This is a genomic window from Streptomyces sp. CA-146814, from assembly GCF_050942385.1.
GTDB lineage: Bacteria > Actinomycetota > Actinomycetes > Streptomycetales > Streptomycetaceae > Streptomyces.
In genome coordinates this window covers 839,923-857,454 of the sequence record NZ_CP192068.1, presented here as the reverse complement: position 1 = coordinate 857,454, position 17,532 = coordinate 839,923, and the positions used below count along the sequence as shown (strand labels likewise).

Here is a 17,532-nt window from a genome sequence, read left to right as displayed (position 1 = left end):
GTGAGGCTTCGGCGACCGCCGAGGCGGGGAACCGGCGCGGAACGTGGCAGGCTTGGGTCATGGCGCAGATCAACCCCAGCATCCTGTCCGCCGATTTCGCGCGTCTCGCCGATGAGGTGAAGGCCGTCGAAGGCGCGGACTGGCTCCATGTCGACGTGATGGACAACCACTTCGTGCCCAACCTGACGCTCGGCGTGCCGATCGTCGAGGCGCTCGGGAAGGCCACGGACACCCCGCTGGACTGCCACCTCATGATCGAGGACCCGGACCGCTGGGCCCCGCAGTACGTGGAGGCGGGCGCCGGCTCGGTCACCTTCCACGTGGAGGCGGCGGCGGCGCCGGTGCGCCTGGCGCGCGAGATCCGGGCGAAGGGGGCGCGGGCGTCGATGGCGCTCAAGCCCGCGACGCCGATCGAGCCGTACGAGGACCTGCTCCCCGAGCTCGACATGCTGCTGATCATGACGGTCGAGCCGGGCTTCGGCGGCCAGGCCTTCCTGGACATCATGCTGCCGAAGATCCGCCGCACCCGGGAGCTGATCGGCAAGCACGGCCTCGACCTCTGGCTCCAGGTCGACGGCGGGGTCTCCGCCGCCACGATCGAGCGGTGCGCCGAGGCGGGCGCGGATGTGTTCGTCGCGGGTTCGGCGGTGTACGGGGCCGAGGACCCGGCGGCGGCGGTGCGGGGGCTGCGGGCGCAGGCGGAGGCGGTCACGGCCGCCGCGCCCTGGGCATGCGGCCACTGAACAACGGGCAGATGAACGCGGCCCGACGGGGCCGATCAAGGATCGCCGGATCTGACAGGATGACGGCGTATCGGGCGTGTGAACAGCAGTGAGGAGATCGCGGTGTCTGGCATCTCGGCGGGTCGGTCAGCCATGCGGATGGGACCCGCGGAGCTGGTGCAGGCGGCGGCCATGGCCCGCCGGTTCTACCTGGAGGGCAAGTCCAAGATCCAGATCGCCGAGGAGTTCGGCGTCAGCCGCTTCAAGGTGGCCCGGGTCCTGGAGACGGCCCTGGAGCGTGATCTCGTACGGATCGAGATCCGGGTCCCGGCCGAGCTGGACGCCGAACGCTCCGACGCGCTCCGGGCCCGCTACGGGCTGCGCCACGCGGTCGTCGTCGAGTCCCCGGCCGACGAACAGGACGACGCCCCCGACCCGGAGAACCTGGGCGAGGTCGCGGCCGACCTCCTCGGCGAGCTGGTGGCCGAGGGCGATGTGCTCGGCCTGGCCTGGGGCCGCTCCACCATCCACATGGCGGCGGCGCTCGACCGGCTCCCGCCCTGCACGGTCGTCCAGCTGACCGGGGTCTACGACGCGGGCACCGCCGAGCGCGGCTCCGTCGAGGCGGTCCGCCGCGCCGCCCAGGTCTCCGGCGGCGAGGCCCACCCCATCTACGCCCCGATGCTGCTGCCCGACCCGGCCACGGCCGCAGCGCTGCGCGAGCAGACCGGCATCGCCCGCGCCTTCGAGTACTTCGACAAGGTGACGGTCGCCGCGGTCTCCATCGGCTCCTGGGAGCCGGGCATCTCCACGGTCCACGACATGCTCTCCGACGAGGAGCGCGCCCACTACGCCTCGCTCGGCGTCGCCGCCGAGATGTCCGCGCACCTCTTCGACTCCGACGGCCGCAGAGTCGGCCGCGATCTCGGCGAGCGCTGCATCACCGTGGAGGCGGACCGGCTGCGCCGGATCCCCGAGGTGGTGGCGATCGCGGGCGGTCTGCGCAAGGCGGCCGCGATCGGGGCCGTCCTGCGGTCCGGGCTGGTCACCAGCCTGGTGACGGACACCGCCGCGGCCGACTACCTGCTCACCGAGTCGGCGGCCGGGGTCCGCCCGGCGCTGGAGCGGGCCGACCCGGACGGGGAGTGACCGTCGCCTGAGGAAGGAGGCCGGGCACCCTGAGGGGTGCCCGGCCTCCTTCCGTACCGTCTCGCCCCCGCGAGGGACGTCAACACCTCAGCCCTGCCGCGGAACCTCCGCCGCACACGGCGCCGCCGCCTCCACACGGTCGGGCGCTATGCCCAGCACGGTCTCCTCCAGATACTCCTGCGGCTCCTCGTACTGCCCCACATCGGCCGGGTTGTAGCGCGGGGTCTGGCGCGACCAGTCCAGGTTTCCGCGCATCCAGCTGCGCATCCCTTCGAGGTACGGCACCAGCAGGCCGGTCAGCTCCGGATACAGCTCCAGCAGCTCGTCCTCGGCGGTGAGGAACCGCTCCGTCTCCAGCGCCAGCCGCTCCGCTACATGGTCCAGCGCCTGCTGCTCGCCGAAACCGCGGTGGTGGCGGACCAGGTGGACGAGGTTGTGGATCTCGCCGAGCACCTGCTCCTTCTCGAAGGAGTAGACGTCGTTGGCCCAGCACACATGGTTGCAGGAGGCCTCCAGCGCGGTGATGAACCGGGGGTCGTTGTGGAGCGACTCCGGCGCCTCGATGCCGGTGACGATCTCTATGAGGTCCATGCAGACGTGGATGGCGCCGGTGTGCCGCCGCTTGGCGATGTACGTCTCCTCGGACGGCACCACGTCGTCGGCGCGGTTTCCCGCCTCCCAGGTGGTGGCCGTCGTGAGGTAGGTGATCAGATGCCAGGCGAACCGGGTCCGCCAGTGGGGCGCCGCGCTCGGCGTCGTACGTTCCCACAGGTCCATCAGGGCGACCACGGCGGCCGGCAGCTCCTCGCCCGGCAGGGGCGCCGGAGCGGTGCCGTCCACGACGGCGCGCATCCGCTCCACCACGGCGCGCACCAGCTCGGGGGAGCGGCCGAGGTGGCCGTCGTCGAGCTGGTCGTCGACAAGGAAGAGCCAGACGAACCAGTCGGCCACCAGATCGAGGTGTTCCGGACCGGCCGTCGGGTAGACCATGCCGACGAACGCGCCGAAATCGGCTTGTTCGAAGCGGTTCATCGCGGACTCGCGGTGCACCAGACCCGTCTGTCTGATCCAGGTGGCCAGGTGACCGCGTGTGTGCCCGACGTGCGGGTTGGTCCGCTGGGGGAACGGGCAGTAGATGTCCGGCAGTTCGCTGTCCACAGGCGGATCTGGATCCTCTCCGGTCAAACGGTGTGCCGAGGCCGTCGATGTGCCCGAGCGGCACCTCGGACACCCCCGAGACCTGCGGCTTTGAAGCTACCTGACCCCTTGTCACCGGGTCCAGAGATGGTGATCACGAATGAATCGAATCCTGTTCGGGTAGAGTCCGTGGGTAAGGCAGGTTCCACTTGCCCGGGCCCCCCCGACCGCCTCCCTGGAGGCCTCCAAGCGTCTTTTGGAGGAACAGACGAACGCGGGGGTCTTTTGCTGTGTCTTCGTGGAAACGACCTGCACCGTTTCGTATGAAAAAATGAGTGTTATGCGCTTTCTTGAGCCGGGCACCGGTCGCTACACAGACTCCTCCGTGGTTCCGTACGACCTCACGTACGACGACGTCTTCATGGTCCCGGGCCGCTCCGCCGTCGGATCCCGCCAGGCCGTGGACCTCTCTTCGCCCGACGGCACAGGGACGACGATCCCGCTCGTGGTCGCCAACATGACCGCCATCGCGGGCCGCCGGATGGCCGAAACCATCGCCCGCCGCGGCGGTCTCGTCGTCATCCCCCAGGACATCCCGATCGAGGTCGTCACCGACGTCATCACCTGGGTCAAGACGCGCCACCTCGTCCTGGACACCCCGATCGAGCTGGCCCCCGGCCAGACCGTCGCCGACGCGCTCTCCCTGCTGCCCAAGCGGGCGCACGGCGCGGGCGTCGTCGTCGACGAGGACCGCCGCCCGGTCGGCGTCGTCACCGACCACGACCTGACCGGCGTCGACCGCTTCACCCAGCTCTCCGAGGTCATGTCCAAGGACCTGGTGGTCCTGGACGCGGACATCGACCCGCGCGACGCCTTCAACAAGCTCGACGGCGCCAACCGCAAGCTCGCGCCCGCCGTGGACCAGGACGGCCGCCTCGTCGGCATCCTCACCCGGAAGGCCGCCCTGCGCGCCACCCTCTACACCCCGGCCACCGACGCTCAGGGCCGGCTGCGCATCGCCGCCGCCGTCGGCATCAACGGCGATGTGGCCGGCAAGGCCAAGCAGCTCCTGGACGCGGGCGTCGACACGCTCGTCGTGGACACCGCCCACGGCCACCAGGAATCCATGATCGCCGCGGTGAAGGCCGTACGCGCCCTGGACCCGCAGGTCCCGATCGTCGCGGGCAACATCGTCGCCGCCGAGGGCGTGCGCGACCTGATCGAGGCGGGCGCCGACATCATCAAGGTCGGCGTCGGCCCCGGCGCCATGTGCACCACCCGGATGATGACCGGCGTCGGCCGGCCGCAGTTCTCCGCCGTCCTGGAGTGCGCCGCCGAGGCGAAGAAGCACGGCAAGCACGTCTGGGCGGACGGCGGCGTCCGCCACCCGCGCGATGTCGCCATGGCGCTCGCCGCCGGCGCGTCCAACGTCATGATCGGCTCCTGGTTCGCGGGGACGTACGAGTCGCCCGGCGACCTCCAGCAGTCCGCCGACGGCCGGTACTACAAGGAGTCCTTCGGGATGGCCTCCGCGCGTGCGGTCAAGAACCGCACCTCGGACGAGTCCGCGTACGACCGGGCCCGCAAGGCGCTCTTCGAGGAGGGCATCTCCACCTCGCGGATGTTCCTGGACCCGACCCGCCCGGGCGTCGAGGACCTGATCGACTCGATCATCGCGGGCGTCCGCTCCTCCTGCACCTACGCGGGCGCCGCCTCCCTGGAGGAGTTCGCCGAGAAGGCGGTCGTCGGCGTCCAGAGTGCCGCCGGATACGCCGAGGGCAAGCCGCTGCACGCCAGCTGGAGTTGATCCCGCGGTTCCACGACACGCCCGCCCTTTCCGGTGATTCGTACCGGGAGGGGCGGTGTCGTACACGGGCTTCCGAGGTGGCCCGGATACCGCTTCAACTCTCTTGAAACATAAGTAATATGAAGCGCAATCAGCTGCCTCCCTCTCTGTGGTAAGGGATCTCATGTCCTTCTTCACTGACCTGGCCCATCAGTACATCGACGGCGAGTGGAGGCCGGGGAAGGGGTCCTGGGACATCATCGACTTCAACCCCTTCAACGGCGAGAAGCTCGCCTCGATCCCCGTCGCCACCGCCGACGAGGTCGACCAGGCCTACCGCGCCGCCGAGCGCGCCCAGCAGGCGTGGGCCGACACCAACCCGTACGCCAGGCGCACGGTCCTGGAGAAGGCGCTGCGGATCGTCGAGGAGCGCGAGCCGGAGATCGCCGAGGCCATCGTCGCCGAGCTCGGCGGCACCCGTCTGAAGGCCGGCTTCGAGCTGCACCTGGCCAAGGAGTTCCTCCGCGAGGCCATCCAGCTCGCCCTGCGCCCGGCCGGCCAGATCCTCCCCTCGCCGACCGACGGCAAGGAGAACCGCGTCTACCGGGTGCCCGTCGGGGTCGTCGGGGTCATCAGCCCCTTCAACTTCCCCTTCCTGCTCTCCCTCAAGTCCGTCGCCCCCGCCCTCGCCCTCGGCAACGCGGTCGTGCTCAAGCCGCACCAGAACACCCCGATCTGCGGCGGCACCCTGCTGGCCAAGGTCTTCGAGGACGCCGGGCTGCCCGCCGGACTGCTCAACGTCGTCGTCACCGACATCGCCGAGATCGGCGACACCCTGCTGGAGCACCCCGTACCGCAGGTCATCTCCTTCACCGGCTCCGACAAGGTCGGCCGGCACGTGGCCACCGTCTGCGCCGCCAACCTCAAGCGCGCCGTCCTCGAACTCGGCGGCAACAGCGCCCTGATCGTGCTGGACGACGCCGATGTGGAGTACGCGGTCGACGCGGCGGTCTTCAGCCGGTACGTCCACCAGGGCCAGGTCTGCATGGCCGCCAACCGGATCCTGGTCGACCGGGCGGTCGAGGCGGAGTTCACCGAGAAGTTCGTCGCCAAGGTCGCCTCGCTCACCGTCGGCGACCCGGCCGACCCGGCCACCCAGATCGGCCCGCTGATCAACTCCTCGCAGGCCGAGTCCATCTCCCGGCTCGTCGACGAGACCGTCGAGTCCGGCGCCACCGCGCTGCTCCACGGCCGCGCCGACGGCAACCTGGTCAGCCCCTCCGTCCTCACCGGCCTGCCCGCCGACTCGCCCGTCCTCCGGCAGGAGATCTTCGGCCCGGTCGCCCTGATCGTCCCGTTCGACGGCGAGGACGAGGCCGTCCGCATCGCCAACGACACCCCGTACGGCCTCAGCGGCGCCGTGCACACCGGCAACATCGAGCGCGGGGTGCGGGTCGGGCAGCGCATCCACACCGGCATGATCCACATCAACGACGGCACCGTCCACGACGAGCCGATCGTCCCCTTCGGCGGCGAGAAGAGCTCGGGGCTCGGCCGGCTGAACGGCGAGTCGATGGTGGAGGCCTTCACCACCCAGAAGTGGATCTCGGTCCAGCACGGCCGCTCGCAGTTCCCGTTCTGACCCACTGACCCTGCGCCGGGCGCGCCCCGCGCGGCGGCCCGTGGTCTACTGCGGGAGGCGGCACACCCGCCGCCTCCCGCCGGCCAGACCCACCGCAGAGAAGTGAACCGCCCGACGTGCGCCTGAACGACCTCGACGAACGCATCGTCCACGCCCTCGCCGAAGACGCCCGGCGCTCCTACGCCGACATCGGCGCGATCGTCGGCCTCTCCGCCCCCGCCGTGAAACGCCGCGTCGACCGGCTCCGCGCCGAGGGCGCGATCACCGGCTTCACCGTGCGCGTCGATCCGGCCGCGCTCGGCTGGGAGACCGAGGGGTTCATCGAGATCTACTGCAGCCGCAACACCTCCCCGGACGCCATCAAGCAGGGCCTCGCCCGCTATCCGGAGGTCGCCTCGGCCTCCACGGTGACCGGCGAGGCCGACGCCGTGGTCCAGGTCTTCGCCGCCGACATGCGCCACTTCGAGCAGGTGCTGGAGCGGATCGCGGGGGAGCCGTACGTGGAACGGACGAAGTCCGTCCTGGTGCTCTCACCGCTGCTGCGCCGCTACTCGGCCTAAGGCCCCGCCGGCCTGACCCGGCACGGTGCGGCCCGGCCGGAAAGAGGCCTGCTCCGGCTGGAAACAGGTGGCGCACATCACCCCGCTGACCTGCGGTGATGCCCGACGCAACGTTTCGTCGCCTCAGCGCCTGGGCGCGCAACGAATCGACGGTCCATGCGCAACACTCGCGCCTTGTCCGGGCCGATCGGGGCCACGTACCTTCGATACGTCTCCCCACCCCGCCCGCACCGCCCGAGGTCAGCCATGCCGCCGTTGCGTACCGCCCTGCTCCAGAGCTCCGGCCGGCCCGGTGCCGTCGCCGAGAACCTGAAGGCGCTGGACGAGGCCGCCGCGCGTGCCGCCGGAGCGGGCGCCCGGCTGCTGGTCGCCCCCGAGCTGTTCCTGACCGGGTACGCCATCGGTGACGCCGTCCCCGAGCTGGCCGAGCCCGCCGACGGCCCCGGCGCCCAGGCCGTCGCCGAGATCGCCGTACGCCACGGTCTCGCCGTTCTCTACGGCTACCCGGAGCGCGACGGCGACCGCATCTTCAACGCCTCCCAGCTCATCGGCCCCGACGGCGCGTCGCTGGCCAACTACCGCAAGACGCACCTCTTCGGCTGCTTCGAGCAGGAGTGGTTCACCCCCGGCGAGCGAGCCGTCGTCCAGGCCGACCTGGACGGCCTCCGCATCGGCCTGCTGATCTGCTACGACGTCGAGTTCCCGGAGAACGTCCGGGCGCACGCCCTGGCCGGCACCGACCTGCTGCTGGTGCCGACCGCGCAGATGCACCCGTTCCAGTTCGTCGCCGAGTCCGTCATCCCCGTACGGGCCTTCGAGAGCCAGATGTACGTGGCGTACGTCAACCGGACCGGCCCGGAAGGCGAGTTCGAGTTCGTCGGGCTGAGCTGCCTGGCCGGTCCCGACGGCACCGTCCGCACCCGCGCCGGCCGCGGCGAGGAGCTCGTCGTCGGCGAGGTGGACCCGGAGTTCCTGGCCGCGTCCCGCGCCGCCAACCCGTATCTGCACGACCGCCGCCCCGGCCTCTACGGCTCCCTCGCCTGAGCCCGTCTCCTCCCCGAACTTCCGTACCGCGCAAGGAGTCCGTACCCCATGACGTCCACGGTGCCCAACGCCGTCCAGCACACCGACGCCGCCGCCCCGCCGATCACCATGTTCGGGCCGGACTTCCCGTACGCGTACGACGACTTCCTCGCCCACCCGGCCGGCCTCGGCCAGATACCGGCGACCGAGCACGGCCAGGAGGTCGCCGTCATCGGCGGCGGGCTCTCCGGCGTCATCGCCGCGTACGAGCTGATGAAGATGGGCCTCAAGCCCGTCGTCTACGAGGCGGACCAGATCGGCGGCCGGCTGCGCACCGTCGGCTTCGACGGCTGCGACCCCTCGCTCACCGCCGAGATGGGCGCGATGCGCTTCCCGCCGTCCTCCACGGCACTCCAGCACTACATCGACCTGGTCGGCCTGGAGACCCGCGCGTTCCCCAACCCGCTCTCCCCGGCCACGCCCTCCACCGTCGTCGACCTCAAGGGCGAGTCCCACTACGCCGAGACCATCGACGACCTGCCCCAGGTCTACCGCGACGTGGCGAGCGCCTGGAACGCCTGCCTGGAGGAGGGCGCCGACTTCTCCGACATGAACCGGGCGCTGCGCGAGCGCGACGTCCCGCGCATCCGGGAGATCTGGGCGAAGCTCGTCGAGCAGCTCGACAACCAGACCTTCTACGGCTTCCTCTGCGCCTCCGACGCCTTCAAGTCCTTCCGCCACCGCGAGATCTTCGGCCAGGTCGGCTTCGGCACCGGCGGCTGGGACACCGACTTCCCCAACTCCATCCTGGAGATCCTGCGGGTCGTCTACACCGAGGCCGACGACCACCACCGCGGCATCGTCGGCGGCAGCCAGCAGCTCCCGCTGCGCCTGTGGGACCGCGAGCCGCAGAAGATCGTCCACTGGCCGCTCGGCACCTCGCTGGCCTCCCTGCACGGCGGCGAGCCGCGCGGCGCGGTCACCCGGCTGACCCGTACGGCGGGCAACCGCATCACGGTCACCGACGCCACCGGCGACATCCGCACCTTCCGGGCGGCCGTCTTCACCGGCCAGTCCTGGCTGCTGCTCTCCAAGATCGACTGCGATGACGCGCTCTTCCCGATCGACCACTGGACGGCGATGGAGCGCACCCACTACATGGAGTCGTCCAAGCTGTTCGTGCCGGTGGACCGGCCGTTCTGGCTGGACAAGGACGAGCTCACCGGCCGCGACACCATGTCGATGACGCTCACCGACCGGATGACCCGCGGGACGTACCTCCTGGACGACGGCCCGGACAAGCCCGCCGTCATCTGCCTCTCCTACACCTGGTGCGACGACAGCCTGAAGTGGCTGCCGCTCTCGCCGAAGGAGCGCATGGAGGTCATGCTGAAGTCGCTCGGCGAGATCTACCCGAACGTCGACATCCGCAGCCACATCATCGGCAACCCGGTCACCGTCTCCTGGGAGAACGAGCCGTACTTCATGGGTGCGTTCAAGGCGAACCTGCCCGGCCACTACCGGTACCAGCGGCGGCTGTTCACCCACTTCATGCAGGACCGGCTGCCCGCCGACAAGCGCGGCCTCTTCCTCGCGGGCGACGACATCTCCTGGACGGCCGGCTGGGCCGAGGGCGCCGTGCAGACCGCGCTGAACGCGGTGTGGGGCGTGATGCACCAGTTCGGCGGGGTGACCGACCCGACCAACCCGGGCCCCGGCGACGTCTACGACGAGATCGCACCGGTGGAGCTTCCGGAGGACTGATCCGGGGGCTGTCGTACGTACGCGGGCGTCAGCGGCACGGGGTGAGCAGGAAGCGCACCACGAGCCCGGCGCCCGCGTCGGTCTGCCGCGCGAACTCCTCGGCAGCAGACGGGAGTTCGCGCAGCCGCCAGAGCACCCGGGCCGCCGTCCAGGCGGCCTCACGGGCCCGCTCCAGGTTCCACGTACTCACCAGATAGGCCAGCGGATCCGCGATCCGGAGCAGATCGGGCCCCGGCATCAGATCGTCGTGGATCCGCTCCTCCAGCAAGGCGAGGAGATCACCCACTCGCTCGAACTCCCCTTCCAGCGCGGCCGGTTCGCAGTCGCGCGTACGGCAGGTGTCCACCACGGCCAGAACCAGATCGTGCGCGATGTGCGCATGCAGCCCGGCCAGAGCGAACTGCACCGGGTGTACGCCGGTGTGGCACCGGTACTGGACCAGCGGCCGCCTGCACTCCGGCGCCCGCCCACCCGCGTCGGCCACGTCGAGGGCCGAGAGGTAGCGCTCGGCGAGACGCGCGTCGAGGGTGCCGGCGGGTACGGCTTCCGGCGCCACCGCCAGCCGTACGTCGTGGAAGACCCCGATCCCGTCCCCGGGCGGCCACCGGTGAGGGCGGGCGAGCACTGCCGGGTCCGCGAACTGTTCGATCTGCGTCATGTGCGGAGCGTGGCAGTCCTGGACCCGGCACGGCACCGGCCGGCCGAAGGTTCATCGGAACGGGCGAACGGCGGTGCCGGGTAAGGGGTTCACGGCCTGAGCGCGGTATGCCTCAGGACTTCTCGGCGTGGCCGTCCGGCCTCTCGTCGTACGCCGAAGTCCCCGCGTCCAGCAGCGGTTCCTCGGTCTTCAGATGCGCCGGGGCGAAGGCGCGCAGCACGTGGTAGCCGGTGATCACGACGAGGGTGCCGAGCGCGATGCCGCCCAGTTCGAAGTTGTCGGTGATCTTCAGGCTGACGCCGCCGACGCCGATGATGATGCCTGCCGCGGCCGGGACCAGGTTGAGCGGATTGCGCAGGTCGACCCGGCCGTTGAGCCAGATCTGCGCGCCGAGCAGGCCGATCATTCCGTACAGGATCACGGTGATGCCGCCGAGCACCCCGCCCGGGATCGCCGCGACGACCGCGCCGAACTTGGGGCAGAGGCCGAAGAGCAGCGCGAAGCAGGCGGCTGCCCAGTAGGCGGCCGTGGAGTAGACGCGGGTCGCGGCCATGACGCCGATGTTCTCGGAGTACGTGGTGTTGGGAGGGCCGCCCACGGCGGTGGAGAGCATCGACGCCGCACCGTCCGCCGCGATGGCGGTGCCGAGCTTGTCGTCCAGCGAGTCACCGGTCATCTCGCCGACGGCCTTCACATGGCCCGCGTTCTCCGCCACCAGCGCGATCACCACGGGCAGGGCCACCAGGATCGCGGACCACTCGAAGGCCGGGGCGTGGAAGGACGGCAGGCCGATCCAGTCCGCCGCGCCCACGCCCGACAGGTCCAGGCGCCAGTGGTCGACGGCCTCCGCGCCGCCCGCCGGGGAGTGGATCTTGCCGAAGACCAGGTCCAGCACCCAGGAGAGCAGGTAGCCGAAGACCAGGCCGAGGAAGATCGCGATCCGGGAGAGGAAGCCGCGCAGGCAGACCACGGCGAGGCCGGTGGCGAGCATCACCGCCAGCGCGGTCCACTGGTCCTGCGGCCAGTACGTCGACGCGGTCACCGGCGCCAGGTTGAAGCCGATCAGCATCACCACCGCACCGGTCACCACCGGAGGCATCGCGGCGTGGATGATCCGCGCGCCGAACCGCTGCACCGCGAGGCCCACCAGGAACAGGACGGCGGCGACCACCAGCACCGCACCCGTGATGGTCGCCTTGTCACCGCCGCTCGCCTTGATGGTGGCCGCGACGCCGACGAAGGAGAGCGAGCAGCCGAGGTAGCTCGGCACCCGGCCCTTCGTCGCCAGCAGGAAGATCGCGGTCGCGACGCCGGACATCATGATCGCGAGGTTCGGGTCGAGGCCCATCAGCACCGGCGCGACGAACGACGCCCCGAACATCGCCACCACGTGCTGGGCGCCGAGTCCGAACGTACGGGGCCAGGAGAGCCGCTCGTCGGGGCGGACCACCGCCCCGGGCGCGGGGGTCTTCCCGTCGCCGTGCAAGGTCCAGCGCACGCCGAGGCTCATGGTTGCTCCCTGAAAGGTCTGCTCGGTGTGCCGGCCGGTCTGCGACCCGGACTTCGGTGTTCACCTGCGGAAAAGATCAGCGCCATGGTAGTGGTGCGGCGCGGATCCTCGCCGTCGGGGCGTGCTCGGCTCCCGGCTGCGATTCCTCACCGTCGGGGCGTGCTCAGCTCCCGGCCGGACTCTTCGCCGCGGCACCACCCAGCGTGGCTCCGGAGCCGGTGACCTTCCGGTCGCCCGCCCGCAGCACGCCGGCACCCAGCACCAGGCCGAACGCCAGCGCGGTCACCACACCGAAGGACACCACCAGCGAGGTCGTCTCCGCCAGCGCGCCGATCGCGGAGGGGGCGATCAGGCTGGAGGTGTACGTGATGGTGGCGACGCCCGCGATGGCCTGGCTCGGGTTCGGCCCGCTCCGCCCGGCCGCCGCGAAGGCCAGCGGCACCACGACCGCCACGCCGAGGCCCAGCAGCCCGAAGCCGCCCATCGCCGCCGCCGGGGAGGGCGAGAACACCACGAGCAGCCCGCCCACGGTGGCCAGCACGCCTCCCACGCGTACGGTCCGCACCGCGCCGAACCGGTCCACGATCCGGTCCCCGGCGAGCCGCGCCACCGCCATCGTCAGCGCGAACGCCGTGGTGGAGGCGGCCGCGACCCCGTCCGAGCTGCCGAGGACGTCCCGCAGGTAGACCGCGGACCAGTCCAGGCTGGCACCCTCCGCGAAGACCGCGCAGAACCCGACGGCCCCGATGATCAGCGCCGACTTCGGCGGCAGGGTGAAGCGCGGCGGCGGCTCCTCGTCCGGCTCGCTGCGCAGGTCCAGTACGCCTCGGCAGGCGAGCAGCCCCAGCGCCGTCAGCACCAGCGCGGCGACCGTGTGGTGGAGCCGGGCGTCGGCCCCGATGTGCGCGGCGACCGTGCCCGCCGCCGAACCGATCAGCGCGCCGACGCTCCACATCCCGTGCAGCCCCGACATGATCGACTTGTCGAGCCGGTTCTCCACCTCCACGCCCAGCGCGTTCATCGCCACGTCGGACATCCCGGCCGTGGCCCCGTAGACGAACAGGACGGCGCAGAGCGTCAGCAGGTTCGGCGCCAGCGCCGGCAGGATCAGCGCCAGCGTCCACAGGGCGAGCAGCCCCCGCAGCGCGGTCCGCGCACCGAACCGGTGGCTGATCCGGCCCGCCAGCGGCATCGCGATCGAGGCGCCGATCGCCGGGAAGGCCAGGGCGAGGCCGAGCTGGCCCGCGCTCACCCCGGCGTGGTCCTGGATCCAGGGCACCCGGGTCGCGAAGCTGCCGGTCACCGCCCCGTGCACCGCGAAGACGGTGGCGACGGCGATCCGCGCCCGCTTCACCTGCTCCAAGCTGTGGACCGCGGTGGCGGTCGGTTCCTTCGTCATGCGGGCGGTGCCCTCCCCTGAGAGATCCGGACGGCGTCCGGGACGTCCTGACTGCGTCGCGTAAACTATCAGGAACCCTGCCTGATAAATAGCTCTTGTCGGCAGCTCTTCTCCGCCGCCCCGGGAAGGAGGCTCCGCAGTGGTCTGGAAGGATCCCGGTATGCCCGCATCACCGAGCACGGCTCGGGCCATCAACGACCGGCTCGCCCTGCAACTGCTCCAGCAGGACGGCCCGTTGACGGCCGCACAGCTCAAGACCCTGACCGGCCTCTCCCGCCCCACCGTCGCCGACCTGGTGGAACGGCTCCAGGACGCAGGGCTGATCCACGTCGTCGGCGAGTCCGGCGCCGTCCGCCGGGGCCCCAACGCCAAGCTGTACGGGATCGTCGCCGACCGGGCCCACCTCGCCGCCCTCGACGTCCGCACCGGCAGCGTCTCCGTGGTCGTCGCCGACCTGCTCGGGACCACCCGCGCCGAGGCCACCCTCCCCATCGCCGACGGCACCGGCACCGGGCCCGCCGTCGAGCAGGCCGTCGCCCTCCTGGAGCGCACGGCCCGCGAGGCGGGGTCCGTACCGCTGCACAGCGTCGGCATCGGAGCCCCCGGCCTGATCGACCCGGCCACCGGCGAACTCCGCGACAGCACCGGGCTGCCCGCCTGGCACCGTGGCCTGGTCCGGGTCCTCCAGCAGCGGCTCCCGGCGGCCGTCCTCGTCGAGAACGAGACCAACCTCGCCGCCGTCGCCGAACACCGCGCCGGTGCCGCTCTCGACCGCGAGACCTTCGTCCTGATCTGGCTGGGCCAGGGCATCGGCGCCGCCGTGATGCTGGACGGCAAGCTGCGTCAGGGCGCCTCCGGCGGCGCGGGCGAGATCGGCTTCCTGCCGGTGCCCGGCGTGGCCGGACTGCCCTCGGCCGTCGACTGCGAAGGCGGCTTCTTCTCGCTGGCCGGTTCGGCGGCCGTCTGCGAACTCGCCGCCCGGCACGGCATCGCGGGCGAAGGGGCTACGGAGGCCGCCGCCGTGGCCGCCGTACGCACGGCGCTGGAGGCGGGCGAGCGCGGGGAGCCGTTCCTGGACGAACTGGCCGACCGCCTCGCCCTCGGGGCCGCGGCCGTCGTCTCGGTCCTGGACCCCGGCTGCGTCCTCCTGGCGGGCGCGGTCGGCGAGGCCGGCGGGCCCGCGCTCGCCGCCCGGGTCGAGGAGCGGCTCGCGCTGATGTCACCTCTGCGCACCGAGGTCCGGGCCGGTTCGCTGGGGGACGGGGCGGTGCTGCGCGGGGCGCTGCTCACGGCCCGGGACGCGGCTCAGGACGCGCTGTTCGCACCGGGGGTGGGCTGAGGCGCCGCACCGCCGACGGAAGGCGCGGCTGAGAAACCGTACGGCTGACCCCCCGGTTCAGCCTCCCGCGCTCAGCCCGCCCGCCCGCCGGTGCCGCCGGGCCAGGAACTCCTCGAATGTCACCGTCCCCACCGCGTGCTCCGGGCTCAGATGGCCGCCGCTCCGGTATCCCGCGTACGCCTTCCCCGCCAGCCGCACCGGCACCACCCGCCGCGAGCCGTAGACGACGGACAGGACCAGGTCGTGGAACCTGCCAGAGGCGCGGCCGGGCGGCGGGAGTGCGTGAAGCCCCGGCGGTGGACGCCGGGGCTTCACGTGGGTGGTGCGGGGAGGTCACGGGGGCGGGGGCTCGCCCCCGTACCGCAGGGGCGATGAGCTCACCCCCGTACCGGAGCTAGCAGGCGCCCTGGTCCTTCCAGACGCCCCACTCGCCGGTGGTGCCGGGCTTCTCGCCCTTCGTCCACCACGAGGCCTTCCACGTGCGGCCGTCCTGGCTGACGAGGGAGCCGCCGCCGTACTCGGTGGCCGCGTTCCACGCCGGGGCCGTGCAGGTGCCGCCCGGCTGCGTCGGGGTCGGGGTGGGGGTGGGACCGGTCGGGTCCGGGGTCGGGGTCGGGGTCGGCGTCGGGTTGGTGCCGGTGCCGGGCTCGACCAGCGTGGTGCCGCGGGCCAGGTCACCGGCGAGGGCGTAGGACTTGCCGCCGAAGGTCACGGTCCAGTTGGACGGGGTGGAGGTCGGCAGGTAGTAGACGAAGTCCAGCTCCACCGAGGCGCCGGGCGCCACCGTCTGCCAGGCCGGGAGCTTCAGGGAGACCCGGTTGTAGGGGCCCTTGAGCCCGCCGATGTTGTTGGCGGCCGTGTGGTCGCTGCGGATGATCGACGTACCGAAGCCGGACTGGTCCTTGGCGTTGGCCGGGGCGGAGGTGGAGTAGTCGAACTGGAACTCCGTGCCGCCCGGCAGCGTGGCCTGGGTGCGGTTGGTGATCTTCAGCTTGGGGCTGATCGGGTAGTTGGAGTCACCGAGCGCGAACTGGTTGAAGGAGACGTCGATGTTGACGGCGCCGGTCGGCAGCGTGACCGTGGAGCGCTTCGCGCCGTACGGGGCCGCCGACTTGAAGGCGTCGTACATCGTGGTGGTCAGCGTGTTGCCGGTCTCGTACTGGCCCTTCGCGGCGTTCCACCGGTAGTCGCCCGCCAGCTCCCAGATCATCGTGCCGCCGATGCCCTTGTCGACCACGTACTGGGCCTTGCGCTGCACCGACTGCTCGTCCTCGGTGGAGAGGAAGACCTTCTTCTGGGCGTTCCACAGCCACGGGGCGACCAGCGTCGAGTCGTACTTGCGGACGTAGGTGCCGGTCAGCTGGGTGTTGGCGGGGAAGCCGTAGCTGGCGAGGTAGTCGCCCGCGATGCCCTTCTCCAGGTTCTTCGCGTGCCACATCGGGTTGGAACCGGCTGGCGATTCCTTGCCGTTGTCGTCCTTGTCGTGCCACAGGTTGTCGATGCCGACCGCGCCGTCACCGCACTTGGTCAGCCCCGCGCCCGCCGGGCAGGTGGTGGTGGCAGCCTTGCCCCAGAGGCCGTCGGTGCCGCCCTGGACGTTCTTGAAGCCGCGGGTGTAGTACGGCAGGCCGATGTTGATGCGGCCGGCCGGCATCGAGCCGCGGAAGTAGTGGTAGGCCCAGTCGGTGTTGAGGTAGCCGACCCCGCCGTACTGCGAGGTGGTGTACACACCGGCCTGCGCCAGCTCGTTGTCCTTGCCGTCGTCGAACAGCTGGGCGTTCGGGCCGACGTACTCGTTCCAGGCGCCGTGCAGGTCGTAGGACATGATGTTGACGTAGTCCAGGTACTTCTGCATCTGGTACGTCTCCATGCCCCGCAGCAGGTAGCCGGAGGACGGGGCGGCGACGGTGAGCAGGTAGTGCTTGCCGTCGGCGGCGCCCGCGCGGTCGAGCTTCTCGCGCAGGGTCTTCATCAGGGCGTCGTAGCCCTTGACCAGGCCCGCGCGGCGGCCGTTGGCCAGCGTGTGGTCCATCGGGTTGCCGGCGTCCTTCATGGACGTCGCGTACTCGTAGTCGATGTCGACGCCGTTGAAGTTGTACTTCTTGATGAAGGCGACGGCCGAGTCGGCGAAGGTGTTGATGCCGGCCTGGTTGACCGAACCGTCGGCGTTGGTCGCCATCGAGTAGAAGCCGCCGGAGTTGACGCGCTTGCCGTCCGGGCCGAAGTAGCCGCCGGTCTCGGCCCAGCCGCCGACGGAGACCAGGGTCTTCACGTCCGGGTGCAGCTTCTTGTACTTCGTCAGCAGGTTGAAGTGACCCTTGTAGGGGAGTGCCGGGTCCATCTCGGCGCCTGCGGCACCGGGCCAGGTCATCCCGGTGGAGGCGTTGTCGGCGCTGTCGGGGCCGACCGAGAGCTTGTTGGCGCTGTCGACGTGCGCGAAGGCGTAGTTGAGGTGCGTGACCTTGTCCCAGGGGATGTTGGGGACGAGGTAGGCCTCCTTGCCGTCCTTGCCGGTACGCCAGTTGGTGAAGTAGCCGATGACGCGGCGCTTGTGGTCGGCGCCCATCTTCTCGCGTCCCTCACCGTCGTAGACGGTGCAGTACGGGGTGTCGGCGCCGGGGGTCTTGTACAGCCCGTCGGGACGACAGGTCTCGTGGTCGACGGCGGCGGCCGACGGGGTGGCGGCGAGGGAGGTCATCAGCAGGCCGGCGACAGCGGCGCCGGCGGCGAGGAGCGTGGCTCTCGCTCGGGTGGGGGACAGCATGTGGACGTTCCTCCTGGGGAGGTCGGCAGAACACAACTGGCTAAGGGGGTGGGTCGTGTCGGGGTCCCGGTGTGCGCAC

General features: G+C 71.2%; 14 protein-coding genes. 8 read left to right on the top strand and 6 right to left on the bottom strand.

Going from position 1 to position 17,532, the window contains the following annotated elements:
- Positions 1 to 59: 59 nt before the first annotated feature.
- Positions 60 to 743 carry a ribulose-phosphate 3-epimerase gene (gene rpe, locus ACQP09_RS03695; protein ID WP_433395953.1) on the top strand — a complete coding sequence of 228 codons (684 nt, stop codon included), beginning with the start codon at positions 60 to 62 and terminating at the stop codon, positions 741 to 743.
- A gap of 132 nt (positions 744 to 875) precedes the next feature.
- Positions 876 to 1,871 carry a sugar-binding transcriptional regulator gene (locus tag ACQP09_RS03690; RefSeq protein ID WP_404067777.1) on the top strand — a complete coding sequence of 332 codons (996 nt, stop codon included), beginning with the start codon at positions 876 to 878 and terminating at the stop codon, positions 1,869 to 1,871.
- Between the two features lie 87 nt (positions 1,872 to 1,958).
- Here the strand turns inward: ACQP09_RS03690 and ACQP09_RS03685 are convergent, their stop codons facing one another.
- Positions 1,959 to 3,029: a terpene synthase family protein gene (locus ACQP09_RS03685; protein ID WP_433395951.1), complete on the bottom strand. Its 1,071-nt coding sequence runs from the start codon at positions 3,027 to 3,029 to the stop codon at positions 1,959 to 1,961.
- 319 nt (positions 3,030 to 3,348) lie between these two features.
- Between ACQP09_RS03685 and ACQP09_RS03680 the strand changes: the two genes are divergently transcribed.
- From ACQP09_RS03680 to ACQP09_RS03660, 5 genes are all read left to right on the top strand, one after another.
- On the top strand, positions 3,349 to 4,815 hold the full coding sequence (locus tag ACQP09_RS03680) for a GuaB1 family IMP dehydrogenase-related protein (RefSeq protein WP_018512477.1): 1,467 nt from the start codon (positions 3,349 to 3,351) through the stop codon (positions 4,813 to 4,815).
- Between the two features lie 163 nt (positions 4,816 to 4,978).
- Positions 4,979 to 6,436: an aldehyde dehydrogenase family protein gene (locus ACQP09_RS03675; RefSeq protein ID WP_433395949.1), complete on the top strand. Its 1,458-nt coding sequence runs from the start codon at positions 4,979 to 4,981 to the stop codon at positions 6,434 to 6,436.
- Between the two features lie 116 nt (positions 6,437 to 6,552).
- On the top strand, positions 6,553 to 6,996 hold the full coding sequence (locus ACQP09_RS03670; protein ID WP_432152375.1) for an Lrp/AsnC family transcriptional regulator: 444 nt from the start codon (positions 6,553 to 6,555) through the stop codon (positions 6,994 to 6,996).
- Positions 6,997 to 7,242: 246 nt separating this feature from the next.
- A complete protein-coding gene (locus tag ACQP09_RS03665) occupies positions 7,243 to 8,040 on the top strand; it encodes a carbon-nitrogen hydrolase family protein (protein ID WP_433395947.1) in 798 nt (265 codons plus the stop codon).
- 48 nt (positions 8,041 to 8,088) lie between these two features.
- Positions 8,089 to 9,783 carry a flavin monoamine oxidase family protein gene (locus tag ACQP09_RS03660; RefSeq protein WP_433395945.1) on the top strand — a complete coding sequence of 565 codons (1,695 nt, stop codon included), beginning with the start codon at positions 8,089 to 8,091 and terminating at the stop codon, positions 9,781 to 9,783.
- A gap of 28 nt (positions 9,784 to 9,811) precedes the next feature.
- On the opposite strand, the gene ACQP09_RS03655 is transcribed toward ACQP09_RS03660, so the two are convergent.
- The 3 genes from ACQP09_RS03655 to ACQP09_RS03645 all read right to left on the bottom strand — a co-directional run bounded on the left by ACQP09_RS03655 (position 9,812) and on the right by ACQP09_RS03645 (position 13,350).
- Positions 9,812 to 10,441 carry a DUF5995 family protein gene (locus ACQP09_RS03655; RefSeq protein WP_433395943.1) on the bottom strand — a complete coding sequence of 210 codons (630 nt, stop codon included), beginning with the start codon at positions 10,439 to 10,441 and terminating at the stop codon, positions 9,812 to 9,814.
- Positions 10,442 to 10,553: 112 nt separating this feature from the next.
- Entirely contained in the window at positions 10,554 to 11,951 is a 1,398-nt protein-coding gene (locus ACQP09_RS03650; protein ID WP_433395941.1) for a uracil-xanthine permease family protein, read from the bottom strand.
- A 163-nt stretch (positions 11,952 to 12,114) separates the two neighbouring features.
- The gene (locus ACQP09_RS03645) at positions 12,115 to 13,350 is read right to left on the bottom strand and encodes an MFS transporter (protein ID WP_433395939.1); all 1,236 of its coding nucleotides are present in this window, start codon (positions 13,348 to 13,350) and stop codon (positions 12,115 to 12,117) included.
- Positions 13,351 to 13,510: 160 nt separating this feature from the next.
- Between ACQP09_RS03645 and ACQP09_RS03640 the strand changes: the two genes are divergently transcribed.
- Positions 13,511 to 14,689, top strand: coding sequence for an ROK family transcriptional regulator (locus ACQP09_RS03640; RefSeq protein ID WP_433395937.1), 1,179 nt, complete (start codon positions 13,511 to 13,513; stop codon positions 14,687 to 14,689).
- 57 nt (positions 14,690 to 14,746) lie between these two features.
- Here the strand turns inward: ACQP09_RS03640 and ACQP09_RS03635 are convergent, their stop codons facing one another.
- Positions 14,747 to 15,004, bottom strand: coding sequence for a hypothetical protein (locus ACQP09_RS03635; RefSeq protein ID WP_433406849.1), 258 nt, complete (start codon positions 15,002 to 15,004; stop codon positions 14,747 to 14,749).
- Between the two features lie 79 nt (positions 15,005 to 15,083).
- A complete protein-coding gene (locus ACQP09_RS03630; RefSeq protein WP_433395935.1) occupies positions 15,084 to 17,453 on the bottom strand; it encodes a chitinase C-terminal domain-containing protein in 2,370 nt (789 codons plus the stop codon).
- Positions 17,454 to 17,532 lie beyond the last annotated feature (79 nt).